Here is a 15,916-nt window from a genome sequence, read left to right as displayed (position 1 = left end):
GGCGAGGTGCGTGCGCGGGCGTGAGAGTCCTCCGCTAAAATAACCCCTTATCAGTACTCAGTCTTAAACAGAAGTGGTTGTCACGTGAGCGATTCGCCAAATCTCATCGATCTTTCCGAGGATGCTCTGCAGGCGGCTGCGAAGAAGGCCACAGAAGCCTTTGACGCAGCTAGCAGTCTGGAAGAGCTTTCCATTGCCCGTCGCGAGCACTTGGGGGATGAAGGTTACATCCCGCAGGCACGCCGTGCACTGGGGTCGATTCCGAAGGCTGAACGCAAGGACGCTGGCCGTCGCGTGAATATGGCTCGCGGGGGCGTCGAAAAGCACTATGCCGCACGCCTTGCGGTGCTGGAGGAAGAGGAAAACCAGCGTCGTCTGGTCGCAGAGCGTATCGATGTCTCGGTGGACACCAACCGTGGTCAGCGCGGTGGTATGCACCCGATTTCGATTCTGTCTGAGCAGATTGAGGACATTTTCGTGGCCATGGGCTGGGAAGTTGCCGAAGGCCCGGAGGTTGAGGCGGAGTACTTCAACTTCGATGCCCTGAACTTCCTGCCGGACCACCCGGCTCGTACGCTGCAGGACACCTTCCACATTGCTCCGGAGGGCTCCCTGCAGGTGCTGCGTACCCACACCTCGCCGGTTCAGGTCCGCACCATGCAGTCGCGTGATCTGCCGATTTACGTCATCTGCCCGGGTCGTACCTTCCGTACCGACGAGCTCGATGCCACTCACACCCCTGTCTTCCACCAGGTGGAGGGCCTCGCAGTGGACAAGGGCCTGACTATGGGCCACCTGCGCGGCACCCTGGACCACATGGCCAAGGCCCTGTTTGGCCCGGAGACCAAGACCCGCATGCGCACCAATTACTTCCCATTCACCGAGCCATCCGCTGAGGTTGACGTGTGGTTCCCGAACAAGAAGGGTGGCGCCGGCTGGATTGAGTGGGGCGGCTGCGGCATGGTCAACCCGGCAGTGTTGCGCGCTTCCGGCATTGACCCGGATGAGTACTCCGGTTTTGCTTTCGGCATGGGCCTGGAGCGTACCCTGCAGTTCCGCAATGGTCTGACCGATATGCGCGACATGGTCGAAGGCGACGTCCGCTTCACGCAGCCGTTCGGTATTCGCAGCTAGTTCACTGACCTACAGATTAGGAGTTTTACTTACATGTTCATTCCACAGTCGTGGGTCACTGATATTGTTCGCGGCCCAGAAAATGCCACCAACCCGGACTGGTCTGTCACCCCGGATGAGCTCGATGCGGGCTTCATCCGCGTCGGTTTTGAAACCGAGGGACATGAGCCACTGGAGCAGATTGAAGGCCCACTGGTCTTCGGTCGCGTGGAGCAGATTGAGGAGTTGGAAGGCTTCAAGAAGCCGATTCGCTTCTGCCACGTCAATGTTGGCGATGCCAACGGCACCGGCGAGTTGCAGGAGATTATCTGTGGTGCCCGCAACTTCGAAGAGGGCTCCATTGTGATTGTCGCGCTGCCGGGCTGCGTGCTGCCGGGCGGCTTCGCCATTTCTTCCCGTAAGACCTACGGCAAGATGTCCAACGGCATGCTCTGCTCTGAGGCCGAACTCGGTCTGACCGATTCTTCCTCGGGCATTCTGACGCTGCCGGAGCTGCCTGCTGAAATCGGTGAGTGCGCCAAGTCCTTTGTGGGCTTGGACGATGAGAAGTTCGAAGTCAACATCACCCCGGACCGCGGTTACGCACTGTCTGCCCGCGGTCTCGGCCGCGAGATTTGCTCCGCTTTCGACCTTCCATTCACCGACCCGGCCGCGGTCAAGGAGATTCCGGCCGAAGGTGAGGTCTTGAACGTCACCATCGACGAGGACACCAACACCCGTCGCTTCGGTCTGCGCCGCGTCACCGGCATCGACGCCACCGCCCAGACCCCGTGGTGGATGCGCCGTCGTCTGCTGCTGTCCGGTCAGCGCCCGGTGAATCTGCCGACCGACATCACCAACTACGTCATGCTGCTGATCGGTCAGCCGATGCACGCCTTTGACGGTGCCAAGATTGCCGGTGGCCTGCATATTCGCAACGCCAAGGCAGGGGAGACCTTCACTACTCTCGACCACGTTGAGCGCAAGCTCTCTGACAGCGATGTCGTCATTTGCGATGATAACGGCATCCAGTCGCTGGCCGGCATCATGGGCGGCGAGACCTCCGAGATCTCCGACGAGACCACCGAGGTCGTCTTCGAAGCTGCTAACTGGTCCCCACTCAACGTCTTCCGCAGCGGTCGCCGTCACAAGCTCTCCTCCGAGGCTTCACGACGATTCGAGCGTGGCGTCGACACCGCTTTGGTAGAGCCGGCCCTGGATCTCGCCTGCCAGCTGCTGGCAGACCTTGCCGGTGGCACCATTGACTCCGGTCGCACTCTCATCGGCGATGTCGCCGAAATGCCGACCATCGAGTTCCCAGCCGACCGCGCCAGCGTTGTCGCTGGTGTGGACTACCCGCGTGAGACCGTCGTAAGCCGCCTGCGCGAGGTTGGCTGTGAGGTCGTTGACAACGGTGATGTCCTGGCTGTCACTCCGCCGACCTGGCGCCCGGATTTGAACATGTCCGCCGACTTGGTCGAGGAAATTCTGCGACTGGAGGGCCTGGAGGACATTCCGGTCGTGCTGCCAATCGCTCCGGCCGGTCGCGGTCTGACGCAGCGTCAGCGTCGCCGTCGCGCTGTCGGCCACGCGCTGGCACACACTGGCTACCTGGAAATTCTGCCGACTCCGTTTACCGCCAACGATGTCTTCGACGTTTGGGGTCTGGATGCCGATGACCCGCGTCGCAACACGGTGAAGGTCATCAACCCGCTGGAGTCCTCGCACGCACAGCTGGGTACCACGCTGTTGCCGGCAATGCTGGAGTCGTTGAAGCGCAATGTCGCCCGCGGTCAGGTGGATCTCGCGCTCTATGGCGTTGAGCAGGTCTCCATCGAGCGCGGCACTGGTAAGTCGCCGATGCTGTCGACCGCTCAGCTGCCGAGCGAGGCCGAGCGAAAGCAGCTGCTGGAGTCCCTGCCGGAGCAGCCACTGCATGTCGCAACCGTCGCTTGCGGTCGTATTCAGCTGGACACCCCGTGGGGTGACGAGAGCGCATACGGCGTGGCCGATGCCATTGAAGCCGCTCGCACTGTGGCTCGCGCCGCGAACGTGGAGCTGGAGGTCCGCAACGCCGAGGTGCTGCCATGGCACCCGGGCCGTTGTGCTGAGCTGCTTGTCGACGGCCAGGTTGTCGGCCACGCCGGTGAGCTGCACCCGAAGGTCTGCAAGGACGCTGGCCTGCCAGAGCGCACCTGCGCAATGGAGATCAACTTGGATGCACTGCCGCTGACCGAGCACCTGCCGGCACCTGTGCTCAGCCCGTTCCCGGCTGTTCACCAGGATGTCGCCCTGATTGTCAGCGATGAGGTCTCTGCCGCTGAGGTGGAAAAGACCCTGGCTGAGGGTGCCGGTGAACTGCTGGAGTCCATCCGCATCTTCGACGTCTACCGTTCCGAGCAGATGGGCGAGGGGGTTCGCTCCCTGGCTTACTCGCTGCGCTTCCGCGCACCGGACCGTACGCTGAAGGAAGAAGAGGCGTCGGCCGCGCGCGAAGCTGCCATCGAGCTGGCCGCCGAGCGTCACGGCGCCAAGCTGCGTGGCTAGGAGATACCAATGACTCGGGCACGGCAACAGGCCACAGTCGGTCGAACAGCTGAGCACCTTGGGCGTGCCGTCCGACGAGTAAGGATGCAGGCCGCAGCAGTCGCGGCAGCGCTGGGTCTGGCTGTTGCCGGGGCTCCGAGTGCCGCTGCGCTGGTGCACGGCAGCCCGGCCGTGGCAGGGGTGGAGGCGAATTCAGTTGTCTCCATTGCGGTGCCAAACAGTGCTTTGGGCCTCAATAGGTGTACGGGCACACTGGTCTCCTCGCAGTGGGTGATGACTGCGGCGCACTGCGTGCGAAATGCAGCACTGCCCATTGGTCATGTGAAGGTTGGGGCGGGGGATCAGGCTCGTCGAATTCCTATTGCCGGCTGGCGAGTTGCTCCCACCGGCGATGTCGCGCTGATGCACTTGGCGGTGGACTCTGGAGTTTCGGAATTTCCCGCAATTGAACGTCGTCAAGCGTTTTCTGACGCTGTGATTAGCAGTGCCGTCTACGGGCGTTCGCCGCTTGGGGACGGGGCAGGCCGCGAGGTGTCGACGGCGACGGCGAGTGCGGCGATGTGCCCTGCGTCGTATAGTCGCTGCGCTTTGGGGGATTCGGTGCTCGCGCATATTGAGCTGCCAACTGCTCTGCAGGAGGGTGACTCGGGCGGCCCGATGTTTGTGAATGGAAAGCTGGCGGCGATTTTCTCGGGCGCGGTGTCCTTTGACAAAAACGTTGCGCCGGAATCGACGGGCTACTACCTGTACACAACGACGGCGTCTGTGGCGAAGTGGGCGGATGACGTTATGGCGAAGGGTGTTGGCCTGGGGATTGATTCGCCAAATTTTCCACGCCTTCCGCAATATTCATAGTTCTCCTGTCTCACAGGAGTATCTTTCCAGCACTTTTACAACGAATTTCATGAATATCTTGCAATGAACTGAATAAAAGTGTTGAATGTGTGGCATGAGTATTTCAGTTGCCATTGCCGGTGCGACCGGTTACGCCGGAGGGGAAATCCTCCGACTGCTGCTTTCGCACCCGGCCTATCTTTCGGGCGAATTGACCATCGGTGCGCTGACAGGAGCTTCCAACGCGGGTGCTCGTGTGGGCGACATTATGCCTCATGTGGCACCTTTGGCTGATCGCCGAATTGAGCCGACTAATGGTGACACGCTCGCAGGGCACGATGTCGTGTTCCTGGGTCTGCCTCATGGCCATTCTGCTGCTATTGCCAAGCAGCTGGGGGATGACACCATCATTATTGACTGCGGTGCGGATTTCCGTCTGCAGGATGCTGCTGAATGGGAGCACTACTACGGCACCGAGCATGCTGGTACCTGGACCTATGGCATCCCAGAGCTGCCGGGTAACAGGGAAGTAATTGCCAATTCCACCCGCATCGCCGTGCCGGGGTGTTTCCCCACCGGCGGTACGTTGACTGCTCTGCCAGCAATGGCAAAGAAATTGGTCAAGCCGGAGTTGGCAGTTGTCTCCATCACCGGTACCTCCGGCGCTGGCAAGAAGGCTGCGGTGCCCATGCTCGGTTCTGAGGTCATGGGTAACCTGCGCGCTTACAACACCGCGGGCAAGCATCGCCACACCGCGGAGTTCCTGCAGAACTTGAAGCCGTATGCAGAAGACCTAACGGTCAGCTTCACGCCGGTTCTCGCACCGACATCGCGCGGCATTTTGACGACTATTACGGCCCCGCTGATGGATGAAACGTTGACGGAGGCAGCCGCTCGGGAGACGTACCAGGAGTTCTACCAGGGTGAGCCATTTGTTCAGGTTCTGGCAGAAGGCCTGCAGCCGCAGACGCAGTCGGTGATCGGCTCCAACCTGGTGCAGATCCAGGTTGAGGTGGATACCCGTTCGAAGCGTCTGTTGCTGACCTCGGCGATCGATAATTTGACCAAGGGCACCGGTGGTGCCGCAGTGCAGTGCATGAATTTGGCAACCGGCCAGAATGAAACCGCCGGTCTGCCGCAGGTAGGAGTGGCCCCGTAATGAAGAAGGAAAAAGAAGGTCTCGTGAACGTCGGTGGGGAAGAAGGCGGCGTTTGCGCACCGCAGGGCTTTGCCGCAAGTGGCATTACCGCAGGTATTAAGGCCAGCGGTAACCCAGATATGGCACTGGTGGTTAACCAGGGGCCAGAGAAGACGGCGGCTGCTGTCTTTACCACCAACCGTGTCCAGGCAGCGCCGGTCACTGTTACCAAGAAGCACATCGCGGATGGCAAGCTGTCGGCTGTGGTACTCAACTCCGGTAATGCCAACGCCTGCAATGGTCAGCCGGGTATTGCCGATGCACTTGAGGTCTGCCAGCAGGTTGCAGATGACCTGGGCGTTGATGTCAGCGAGATCGGTGCCTGCTCCACGGGGCTGATTGGTGATCGGCTGCCGATGGATATTGTGCTTGGCGGCGTGCCGCAGCTGGTGGAGAAGCTCAGCTCGGATGCTGCTGCTGGCACCGCAGCTGCTGAGGCCATTTTGACCACTGACTTGGTGGCTAAGGAAGCCGTTGCTTACGGTGAAGGTTTCACTGTTGGCGCTATGGGCAAGGGCGTTGGCATGATCAGCCCGGCCATGGCCACCATGCTCGGTGTCATTACCACCGATGCGTCTGTGACCGCAGAGATGGCGCATGCGGCCATCGCTAAGGCCAGCGAGGTCACTTTCAACCGACTTGATATTGACGGTTCTACCTCTACGAATGACACGGTCATCATCCTTGCGAACGGCGCCTCCGGGGTGAAGCCGTCACAGGAGGAACTCGACCGCGCAGTGCTGACAGTCTGTGACACCATCGCGCGCCAGATGCAGTCGGACGCAGAAGGCGTCACCAAGCGCGTGTCTGTGACCGTGCGCGGTACCGGCGGTGCAGATGAGGCACTGGTAGCAGCTCGCATCATCGGACGCGACAACCTGTTTAAGTGTGCAATGTTTGGTTCGGATCCGAACTGGGGCCGTGTCCTGGCGGCAGTGGGAACCGCTCCGGTGGAGATGGATCCGGAACACATCACGGTGTCCTTCAACGGTCACGTCGTTTGCCGTGACACCGGTGGCACCCCGGATGCCCGTGAAGTTGACCTGTCCGGCAAGGACATTGCCGTTGAGGTTGACCTGGGTACCGGTAACGCGGAGGAAGCCACGATTCGTACCACCGATTTGTCGCACGATTACGTCCACATCAATTCGGCGTACTCGTCATAAGAGCAGTTTTTAGGAGACTGTCATGGTTCACCAGTTGACCGAAGGTCTGACCTTCGAACAGCGGGCACACGTGCTGGCGGAGGCCCTTCCGTGGCTGCAGCATCACCGCGACAAGATTGTGGTGGTCAAGTACGGCGGCAACGCAATGACCGACCTGAAGCTGAAGAAGGCGTTTGCGCAGGACATGGTGTTTTTGCGCACGGTTGGTGTTAAGCCGGTCGTCGTCCACGGTGGCGGCCCGCAGATTTCGGCGATGCTGAAGCGCCTTGGGCTAGAGGGGGAGTTCCGCGGTGGTTTCCGTGTGACCACACCAGAGGTCATGGAAACTGTGCGCATGGTGCTCTTCGGCCAGGTCGGCCGTGAGTTGGTGAACCTCATCAATGCCTATGGCCCCTATGCAGTCGGTACCTCAGGCGAGGACGGTGGCCTGTTTACCGGCGCTCGCCGCACCGTCACTGTCGGCGGCAAGGAAACCGATATTGGTCTGGTCGGCAACATTACCGAGGTGCACCCGGAGACACTGATGGATCTTATCGACGCCGGTCGTATCCCCGTTGTGTCCACAATTGCCCCTTCAGAGGACGGCTCGGAGGTCTACAACATCAACGCCGATACGGCAGCTGGTGCACTGGCTTCGGCGATTGACGCGAATCGTCTCGTGATTCTCACTAATGTCGAAGGTCTCTACACCGATTGGCCGAACCGTGATTCACTGGTGTCTCGAATTTCCACCTCTGAGTTGCGCAAGATTCTTCCGTCGCTGGATGCGGGCATGATTCCGAAGATGGAGTCCTGTTTGAATGCAGTGGATCGGGGAGTGCCTGCGGCCCACGTCATTGACGGTCGACAGCCGCACTCGGTGCTGCTGGAGCTGATGACATCCGGTGGTATCGGCACAATGGTAGAGCCCGGATAAGGCAAAAACGACGAACGAAAACTTACCTACACAGATTTAAGGCAGGTCTATTACGACATGAGCGACTTCAAGCAGCAGTGGCAACACACGATGATGAACAATTACGGCACGCCGCGCATTGAGCTTGTGCGAGGCAAAGGCGCGATTGTCACTGATTCCGAGGGCAAGGAATACCTGGACCTGCTTGCCGGCATTGCAGTCAATGCCCTGGGGCATGCACATCCTGCGATTGTGAAGGCCGTGTGCGACCAGATTGGCACTCTCGGCCACGTCTCCAACATCTTCGCTTCTCAGCCGCCGCTGGACTTGGCGGACAAGCTGGTGGAACTGGCAGATTGGGATGCCGAAGACACCCGCGTGATGTTCTGCAACTCCGGTACTGAGGCCAATGAGGCAGCGTTCAAGCTGGCACGCTTGACTGGTCGGCCACGCATCATCGCCACTCATCACGGCTTCCACGGCCGCACCATGGGTGCGTTGGCCATGACCGGCCAGCCGGATAAGCGCACTCCATTCGATCCAATGCCAGCTGGTGTTGAGTTCGTTCCATACGGCGACATTGACTTTTTGACCAAGACCATTGAGTCCGACCCGCTGGGTGTGGCCGCCGTCATTATGGAGCCAATCCAGGGTGAGACCGGTGTGGTCGCCCCTCCGGAGGGCTACTTGAAGGCTGTGCGTGAGCTGACTAAGCGCTTCGACGTTTTGATGATTGTCGATGAGGTACAGACTGGCATGGGGCGTACCGGTAAGTGGTTTGCACACCAGCACGACGACATTGTTCCGGATGTTATGACCTTGGCCAAGGGCCTTGGTGGTGGACTGCCGCTGGGCGCCGTTGTCGCTAACGGTCGCGCAGCTGAGCTGTTTTCCCCGGGTGCTCACGGCACCACTTTCGGTGGCAACCCAGTGTGCGCTTCTGCAGGTCTTGCTGTCATCAACACTCTGGAAGAGGAGAACCTGCTCGCTCGGGTGACTGAAAAGGGCAAGGTGCTGGCGCGCAAGCTTGCGTCGTTAAGCCATGTTGACCACGTCCGTGGTCGCGGCTTCATGCTGGGCGTCGTGTTGAACGAGAACCTGGCAAAGGAAGCTGTCAGCGCCGGCTATGAGCGTGGCGTTATTTTGAATGCTCCGCAGGCAAACGTGCTGCGTATTGTCCCGCCACTGAACCTGACTGATGAGGAAATCAACCGTGCAGTTGAACTCATCGATATTTGCTTGGATGACGCTGCCAAGGCAGTGGCTGACAAGGAAAGGAACTAAGACTTAGATGCTTCGTCATTTTCTTGCTGATGATGACCTGACTCCCAAGGAGCAGGCAGAAGTTCTGCAGCTCGCTGCAGAGCTGAAGGCCGCGCCGTACTCGCATCGTCCATTTGAAGGGCCACAGTCGGTTGCCGTGCTGTTCGACAAGACGTCGACCCGTACCCGTTTCTCCTTCGATGCCGGTATCGCGGCACTGGGCGGCAACGCCATTGTGGTAGAAACTGGAAATTCCCAGATGGGCAAGGGCGAGTCGTACCAGGACACGGCAGCGGTGCTCAGCCGCTTTGTCTCGGCGATTGTCTGGCGCACCTACGCACAGTCTGGCCTGGAGGCCATGGTTGAGACCGCAACCGTGCCGGTGGTCAACGCGTTGTCCGATGAGTTCCACCCGTGCCAGATTCTCGCGGATCTGCAGACCATCATTGAGCACAAGTGCCCGGAAGAGGGCCAGGCTGGTCTGCGCGGAAAGAAAGCTGTCTACTTCGGAGATGGCGCCAACAACATGGCCAACTCCTACCTGGTCGGTTTTGCTACCGCAGGTTTGGATGTCACTATCTGCGCACCGGAGGAGTTCCAGCCGGAGCAGGCCTACGTTGAGCGTGCAGAAAAGGTCGCCGAGCAGACCGGCGCGACGGTGACCGTGACTGCAGATGTTGACGCGGCTATCGCCGGTGCAGATGTTGTCATCACCGATACCTGGGTCAGCATGGGCCAGGAGAATGACGGCCTCGATCGTCGCACTCCGTTCCTGCCGTACCAGGTCAACGCAGAGCTGATGGCCAAGGCCAACGATGATGCAATCTTCCTGCACTGCCTGCCGGCTTACCGCGGCAATGAAGTTACCGCTGAGGTCATCGATGGGCCGCAGTCGGTCGTCTTCGACGAGGCGGAAAACCGTATGCACGCGCAGAAGGCACTGTTGACCTGGCTGGTGGAAAGGCAGTAACGGCCATGACCGCAGCACAACCTGGTTCTCGCACAGCACGTCAGGCTCGTATCGCCGACCTGCTGGCGCAGCACCACGTGTCCAGCCAAGTGCAGCTTGTGGAACTGCTGGCCAATGAGGGAATCGATATTGCGCAGGCAACGCTGTCGCGCGATCTCGATGAACTCGGAGCTCGCAAGATCCGCGATGGTGCACAGGGCTCTCGGTACTCCATTGTCGAAGACGCGCTTGCTGTCTCCGGCGGGGCAGTGGCTAAGATGCGACGCGTACTGGATGAGCTGTTGGTCTCGATTGACCACTCTGGTGCAATCGCCGTTGTCCGCACCCCACCGGGAGCCGCACAGTATCTGGCCAGCGTGATTGACCGTGCTGGACTGAAAGAAATTGTCGGCACAATCGCTGGTGATGACACCGTGATGTGTCTGGCTAGAGAACCTCTTACCGGCGCAGACCTAGCCCAGCGTCTAGCCGCCGGAACGAACCAGTAAACTAATCCTCGAAATGCTTTAAGCACCGAATAAAGGAGCGCTTTACCCAATGACCAACCGGGTTATTCTTGCTTACTCTGGTGGCCTCGACACCACCGTTGCTATTCCGTACCTCAAGGAAATGACCGACGGCGAGGTCGTCGCTGTCTCCATCGATGTCGGACAGGGCGGCGAGGACATGGAGTCCGTGCGTCAGCGCGCTCTGGACGCCGGCGCTGTCGAGGCAGTCGTTGTCGACGCGAAGGACGAGTTCGCCGAGGAATACTGCTTGCCGACGATCAAGGCAAACGGCCTCTACATGAAGCAGTACCCACTGGTTTCTGCACTTTCCCGCCCGCTGATTGTCAAGCACATGGCAAAGGCAGCTGAGCAGTTCGGCGGCACCCACGTCGCTCACGGCTGCACCGGTAAGGGCAATGACCAGGTCCGCTTCGAGGTTGGCTTCGCCAACACCGCGCCTGACCTGAAGATCATCGCTCCGGCTCGTGACTTCGCATGGACCCGCGACAAGGCCATTGCCTTCGCTGAGGAAAAGGGCCTGCCGATTGAGCAGTCCAAGTCCTCCCCGTTCTCCATCGACCAGAACCTCTTCGGTCGCGCAATCGAGACCGGCTACCTCGAGGACCTGTGGAACGCTCCGACCAAGGACGTCTACGCCTACACCGAGGATCCGACCCTGAATTTCAGCTCCCCGGATGAGGTCATCATCTCCTTCGAGGACGGTAAGCCCACTGCCATCGACGGCAAGAAGGTTTCCGTGCTCGAGGCCATCGAAGAGATGAACCGCCGCGCTGGTGCGCAGGGCATCGGTCGCCTGGACATGGTTGAAGACCGCCTGGTCGGCATCAAGTCCCGCGAGATCTACGAGGCTCCGGGTGCAATCGCCATCATGACTGCTCACGCAGCTCTGGAGGATGTCACCGTTGAGCGCGAGCTGGCTCGCTACAAGCGCCAGGTCGAGGGCGAGTGGGCAAACCTGGTCTACGACGGTCTGTGGTTCTCACCGCTCAAGCGCGCTCTGGACGCCTTCATCGAGGAGTCTCAGAAGGGCGTTACCGGCGACATCCGCATGGTCATGCACGCTGGTCACTGCAACGTCAACGGTCGTCGCTCCAACACCTCGCTGTACGACTTCAACCTCGCAACCTACGACGAGGGCGACACCTTCGACCAGACCCTGGCTCGCGGCTTCGTCGAGCTGCACGGTCTGTCCTCGAAGATGGCCGCAAAGCGCGACCGCAAGCTGTAAACAATCCCAAAAGCGACTAGAGCGAAAGGCCTGCTGAGTTAAACAATGGTCGAAAAGCACGGTACTAATGAAGGCTCGCTGTGGGGCGGCCGCTTTGCCGGCGGTCCCTCCGAGGCGATGGCCGCACTGAGCAAGTCCACCCATTTTGACTGGGTGCTCGCGCCTTACGACGTTCTTGCGTCCAAGGCCCATGCTCGAGTGCTGCATGCCCGTGGGCTGCTGAGCGATGCCGACTTTGACACCATGATCGCAGGCCTGGACCAGCTCGGCCGCGACGTTGCCTCCGGTGACTTCGGTCCGGAGCCGACCGATGAGGATGTCCACGGTGCCATGGAACGCGGTCTGATTGACCGTGTCGGTGCGGAGGTCGGCGGCCGTCTGCGTGCAGGACGTTCCCGCAATGACCAGGTCGCCACACTGTTCCGCATGTGGCTGCGCGATGCTGTTCGCAACATCGCACTGGATGTCACCGACCTGGTAGATGCCTTGATGTCCCAGGCTAAGGCTCATCCGGATGCCATCATGCCGGGTAAGACCCACTCTCAGGCGGCACAGCCGGTGCTGCTTGCACACCAGCTGCTGGCGCACGCGCATCCGCTGCTGCGTGACCTCGACCGCATCCGTGACCTGGACCGTCGTCTGGCTGTCTCGCCATACGGCTCCGGTGCACTTGCGGGTTCCTCGCTGCACCTGGATCCAGAGGCCATTGCTGCGGAGCTCGGCTTTGATTCGGCAACGGATAACTCCATCGACGGCACCTCGTCTCGTGACTTTGCCTCCGAGACCGCATTTGTGCTGGCACAGATTGCCGTTGACATGTCGCGTCTGGCCGAGGAAATCATTTACTGGGCAACCCCGGAGTACGGCTACGTGACTCTGGCTGATGCGTGGTCGACGGGTTCGTCGATTATGCCGCAGAAGAAGAACCCGGATGTCGCAGAGCTGACTCGCGGTAAGACCGGCCGTCTGATTGGTAACCTCGCAGGCTTGATGGCCACGCTGAAGGCGCAGCCGCTGGCGTACAACCGTGACCTCCAGGAGGACAAGGAGCCTCTGGTGGACTCGGTGGAGCAGCTGACGCTGCTGCTGCCGGCGCTGACCGGTCTGGTTTCCACTCTGACTTTCCATGAGGACCGTCTCCGCGAGCTGGCTCCGGCCGGTTACACGCTGGCAACCGACTTGGCCGAGTGGCTGGTCCGCGAAGGCGTGCCATTCCGCGATGCACACGAGGCCTCTGGCCAGTGTGTCCGCATCGCTGAGTCCAAGGGCGGCATTGGCCTGGATGAGCTCACCGATGAGGACCTGGCAGGTGTCCACCCAGCGCTGACCCCGAAGGTTCGTGAAGTGCTCACCATTGATGGTGCTGTCGCTTCCCGTGACACCCGTGGCGGAACTGCAGGTGTTCGCGTTGCGGAGCAGCGTCAGCGTGTGGAGGACGCCAATACTGAGTACAAGAAGTGGGCATCGACTCCGGTACGCGGTGAATAAGCTGCTGGTCTGATTTTGCGAAGTGGGACAAGAATGCGGTGCGTGGCGTTGAAACGTCGCGCACCGCATTTTTCGTTTCAGAGGCAGCGCGACACCTTGGCTCTGCAGTGGCTCTGCAGTTCGGTAAGCTGGTGGACTATGAGCTTAGATTCGAAACTCCTTGAAATCCTCGCTTGCCCGCGTGACAAGGGGCCGCTTGAATACCTCGAAGACGAGCAGGTTTTGGTCAATCCACGCCTGAAAATCGCCTACCGCATCGATGACGGCATTCCCGTCATGCTCTCCGAAGAAGCCATCGCCTGGGACAAGTAATTGTTACTTACGCCCCATAACGGCTCGCTTCCCGACGGCTACAGTGCCCTTGACCGCGCCCTGCTTTCGGGAGCTCCCATTGACGCTGCGCACCACCTGATTGGGTGCGCGCTCATTATTCCGAGCGAGGACGTCATCGCCACCATCACCGAGGTCGAAGCTTACGGCGGCCCCGCCGAGCAGCAGTTTCCCGACCCGGCAGCGCACTGCTATGCGGGGCCAACGCCCCGAAACCAGGCGATGTTTGGCCGTGCCGGCCACTGGTACATCTACCGCTCCTATGGCATTCACTTTTGTGCCAACATCACCAGCGCCACTGATGGCATTGGCGGGGGAGTGCTGCTGCGCTCGGTTCGCATAGAGCGCGGTGAGGAAGCCGTGCGTCAGCGTCGCGGCGATAAACCGAGATACGTTGGTCTCGGCCGTGGCCCGGGCAATGTTGGTCAGGCAATGGGCCTTGACTTAAACGACTATGGCCGCGATGCGCTGGATCCGTCGTCACGCATCTTCGTTGCACGGCCGGATGGCGCCGAGACGAAAGACATCCATGCCGGCCCGCGTGTGGGCGTGCGAAGAGCGGCGAATCGGCCTTGGCGGTTGTGGCTGAAGGACGATTCGGTGTCGGCATATCGGCGCCATAATAAGGCGCTTGACGAGTTCTAGGTCACCCTCGCGGTGGACGATATCTGACGAGACGATACGATAGACAGCGTGACTGAACAGAACATTATCGACGAACTGCAGTGGCGTGGGCTGATTAATCAGTCCACCGATGTTGAGGCGCTCCGTGAGGCCTGCGAAAACCCAATCACTTTGTATTGCGGTTTTGACCCGACGGGAGACTCTCTGCATGCGGGCCATCTGGTTCCGATGATTATGCTCCGCCGCTTCCAGCTGGCAGGTCATCACCCGATTGCGCTGGCAGGTGGTGCGACTGGCTTCATTGGCGATCCGCGCGATGTCGGTGAGCGCTCCATGCTCAGCCAGGAGACCATTGAGCACAACCTGGAGTCCATCAAGGGGCAGCTGCGTCGTTTCATTGATTTCGAGGGCGATGCGCCGGCGACAATGGTCAACAACGCCGACTGGACTATGAACATGTCGGTTATCGACTTCCTGCGTGATGTCGGTAAGAACTTCTCGCTGAACACCATGCTCGACCGCGATACCGTGAAGCGTCGTCTCGAGTCCGACGGCATTTCCTACACCGAGTTTTCCTACATGCTCTTGCAGGCCAACGACTACGTGCAGTTGCGCCGCAATCACGACTGCGTTCTGCAGATTGGCGGCGGCGATCAGTGGGGCAACATCGTCTCTGGCGTTGATCTGAACAGGCGTATCGACGGAGCCAAGGTGCACGGCCTGACTGTGCCGCTGGTGACTGACGCGCAGGGCCAGAAGTTCGGTAAGTCCACCGGTGGCGGAAAGCTGTGGCTGGATGCCGAGAAGACCTCGCCGTACTCCTGGTACCAGTACTTCCTCAACGCTGGTGACTCCGTGGTTATTGATTACCTGCGTTGGTTCACTTTCTTGACTCAGGAAGAGATCGCTGAGTACGAGGTCGCCGTTGCTGAGCGTCCGTACAAGCGTGAGGCACAGCGCCGCCTGGCACAGGAGATGACCAACCTGGTTCACGGTGAAGAGGCCACCAAGGCTGTCGAACTTGCAGCTCAGGCGCTGTTTGGCCGTGCCGAGCTGGCTGACCTGGACGAGGCTACCCTGGCCGGCGCCGTCTCCGAGACCGAGGTTGCCGAGATTGCTGAAGGCGAACCGCGCACTGCTGTTGACCTGCTGGTTGCCGCTGGTCTGGCCAAGTCCAAGGGTGAGGCACGCCGCACCATCAAGGAAGGTGGCGCCTACGCAAACAACCAGCGCATCGAAGATGAAGAGTGGACACCTGCCGACGGCGACCTCTTGCACGGCAAGTGGCTGGTGCTGCGCCGAGGCAAGAAGAACTTCGCTGGTGTGAAGTTTGTGTAGTTAGCGCGCAGTAATTGGTGCACAGTAGCTAGCGCATATTGAGCCACTGCGGACAGGGTTTGGAGAAAAATCCAAGCCCAAGTCGGATTATCCGGCTGATCCGCAGTGGCCTTTTGCTATTTACCTGCGGTTTTGTCTTTTCTGGGGTGGTGTGTGTAATCTAGTCCAGGTCAGCGCGACAGAGCGTTGCGAAAGAGAAAGACGGATTCTGAACTGCGAGTTCAAACTGCTTTCCTTCGCGATATACGCAGACTGAACGCGTTGGGGGAAAGAATCTTTTTAACAAGAGCCGATTCGCTTTAAAAAGTTCCGGCAGGGACTTGACGAGTGATTGAGAGTTCTGCTAGGGTTTCTTTCCGCTGCTCACGAGGGTGGGCCTGCTGGTTTGGTGGGTTCGTTGTTTGTGGGTGTGT

General features: G+C 59.9%; 14 protein-coding genes. All 14 read left to right on the top strand.

The genetic code is table 11. The features are described 5' to 3' along the window. The first annotated feature begins 84 nt into the window (after positions 1 to 84). The 14 genes from pheS (at position 85) to tyrS (ending at position 15,503) form a co-directional block, all read left to right on the top strand. A complete protein-coding gene (gene pheS / locus Q4E11_RS02920) occupies positions 85 to 1,134 on the top strand; it encodes a phenylalanine--tRNA ligase subunit alpha (protein ID WP_303163530.1) in 1,050 nt (349 codons plus the stop codon). Positions 1,135 to 1,167: 33 nt separating this feature from the next. Beyond that, positions 1,168 to 3,660, top strand: a complete 2,493-nt coding sequence (gene pheT / locus Q4E11_RS02915; RefSeq protein ID WP_303163527.1) for a phenylalanine--tRNA ligase subunit beta — start codon at positions 1,168 to 1,170, stop codon at positions 3,658 to 3,660. A 9-nt stretch (positions 3,661 to 3,669) separates the two neighbouring features. Further along, positions 3,670 to 4,515 carry a trypsin-like serine protease gene (locus tag Q4E11_RS02910; protein WP_303163525.1) on the top strand — a complete coding sequence of 282 codons (846 nt, stop codon included), beginning with the start codon at positions 3,670 to 3,672 and terminating at the stop codon, positions 4,513 to 4,515. Between the two features lie 94 nt (positions 4,516 to 4,609). Continuing rightward, complete coding sequence (gene argC, locus Q4E11_RS02905; protein ID WP_303163522.1) at positions 4,610 to 5,653, top strand: N-acetyl-gamma-glutamyl-phosphate reductase; 1,044 nt, start codon at positions 4,610 to 4,612, stop codon at positions 5,651 to 5,653. Further along, a complete protein-coding gene (argJ, locus tag Q4E11_RS02900; protein ID WP_303163517.1) occupies positions 5,653 to 6,858 on the top strand; it encodes a bifunctional glutamate N-acetyltransferase/amino-acid acetyltransferase ArgJ in 1,206 nt (401 codons plus the stop codon). Before argC ends, argJ begins: the two co-directional genes overlap by 1 nt. A gap of 22 nt (positions 6,859 to 6,880) precedes the next feature. Continuing rightward, a complete protein-coding gene (argB, locus tag Q4E11_RS02895; RefSeq protein WP_303163512.1) occupies positions 6,881 to 7,774 on the top strand; it encodes an acetylglutamate kinase in 894 nt (297 codons plus the stop codon). Between the two features lie 57 nt (positions 7,775 to 7,831). Then, the gene (locus Q4E11_RS02890) at positions 7,832 to 9,037 is read left to right on the top strand and encodes an acetylornithine transaminase (RefSeq protein ID WP_303163511.1); all 1,206 of its coding nucleotides are present in this window, start codon (positions 7,832 to 7,834) and stop codon (positions 9,035 to 9,037) included. A 7-nt stretch (positions 9,038 to 9,044) separates the two neighbouring features. Continuing rightward, positions 9,045 to 9,986 (top strand): ornithine carbamoyltransferase, encoded by a 942-nt coding sequence (gene argF / locus Q4E11_RS02885; protein ID WP_303163510.1) that lies wholly within the window; start codon positions 9,045 to 9,047, stop codon positions 9,984 to 9,986. 5 nt (positions 9,987 to 9,991) lie between these two features. After that, positions 9,992 to 10,474 carry an arginine repressor gene (locus Q4E11_RS02880; protein ID WP_303163509.1) on the top strand — a complete coding sequence of 161 codons (483 nt, stop codon included), beginning with the start codon at positions 9,992 to 9,994 and terminating at the stop codon, positions 10,472 to 10,474. 49 nt (positions 10,475 to 10,523) lie between these two features. Beyond that, positions 10,524 to 11,723, top strand: a complete 1,200-nt coding sequence (locus Q4E11_RS02875; RefSeq protein ID WP_303163507.1) for an argininosuccinate synthase — start codon at positions 10,524 to 10,526, stop codon at positions 11,721 to 11,723. Between the two features lie 45 nt (positions 11,724 to 11,768). Then, positions 11,769 to 13,211: an argininosuccinate lyase gene (gene argH, locus Q4E11_RS02870; protein WP_303163506.1), complete on the top strand. Its 1,443-nt coding sequence runs from the start codon at positions 11,769 to 11,771 to the stop codon at positions 13,209 to 13,211. A gap of 138 nt (positions 13,212 to 13,349) precedes the next feature. Next, complete coding sequence (locus tag Q4E11_RS02865) at positions 13,350 to 13,523, top strand: Trm112 family protein (protein ID WP_303163505.1); 174 nt, start codon at positions 13,350 to 13,352, stop codon at positions 13,521 to 13,523. Next, on the top strand, positions 13,524 to 14,186 hold the full coding sequence (locus Q4E11_RS02860) for a DNA-3-methyladenine glycosylase (RefSeq protein WP_303163503.1): 663 nt from the start codon (positions 13,524 to 13,526) through the stop codon (positions 14,184 to 14,186). Between the two features lie 48 nt (positions 14,187 to 14,234). Continuing rightward, positions 14,235 to 15,503, top strand: coding sequence for a tyrosine--tRNA ligase (gene tyrS / locus Q4E11_RS02855; RefSeq protein ID WP_303163502.1), 1,269 nt, complete (start codon positions 14,235 to 14,237; stop codon positions 15,501 to 15,503). Positions 15,504 to 15,916 lie beyond the last annotated feature (413 nt).

The sequence above is a fragment of the Corynebacterium sp. genome (genome assembly GCF_030532195.1).
Taxonomy (GTDB): Bacteria; Actinomycetota; Actinomycetes; order Mycobacteriales; family Mycobacteriaceae; genus Corynebacterium.
The sequence above is the reverse complement of the archived record's forward strand: the minus strand, read 5'-3'. Positions and strand labels throughout refer to the sequence as shown.

Bases quoted from the DNA above. Each gene is read 5' to 3' on its own strand.
- pheT (WP_303163527.1), top strand. From the start codon at position 1,168: ATGTTCATTCCACAGTCGTGGGTCACTGATATTGTTCGCGGCCCAGAA.
- Q4E11_RS02910 (WP_303163525.1), top strand. From the start codon at position 3,670: ATGACTCGGGCACGGCAACAGGCCACAGTCGGTCGAACAGCTGAGCAC.
- argC (WP_303163522.1), top strand. From the start codon at position 4,610: ATGAGTATTTCAGTTGCCATTGCCGGTGCGACCGGTTACGCCGGAGGG.
- argJ (WP_303163517.1), top strand. From the start codon at position 5,653: ATGAAGAAGGAAAAAGAAGGTCTCGTGAACGTCGGTGGGGAAGAAGGC.
- argB (WP_303163512.1), top strand. From the start codon at position 6,881: ATGGTTCACCAGTTGACCGAAGGTCTGACCTTCGAACAGCGGGCACAC.
- Q4E11_RS02890 (WP_303163511.1), top strand. From the start codon at position 7,832: ATGAGCGACTTCAAGCAGCAGTGGCAACACACGATGATGAACAATTAC.
- argF (WP_303163510.1), top strand. From the start codon at position 9,045: ATGCTTCGTCATTTTCTTGCTGATGATGACCTGACTCCCAAGGAGCAG.
- Q4E11_RS02880 (WP_303163509.1), top strand. From the start codon at position 9,992: ATGACCGCAGCACAACCTGGTTCTCGCACAGCACGTCAGGCTCGTATC.
- Q4E11_RS02875 (WP_303163507.1), top strand. From the start codon at position 10,524: ATGACCAACCGGGTTATTCTTGCTTACTCTGGTGGCCTCGACACCACC.
- argH (WP_303163506.1), top strand. From the start codon at position 11,769: ATGGTCGAAAAGCACGGTACTAATGAAGGCTCGCTGTGGGGCGGCCGC.
- Q4E11_RS02865 (WP_303163505.1), top strand. From the start codon at position 13,350: ATGAGCTTAGATTCGAAACTCCTTGAAATCCTCGCTTGCCCGCGTGAC.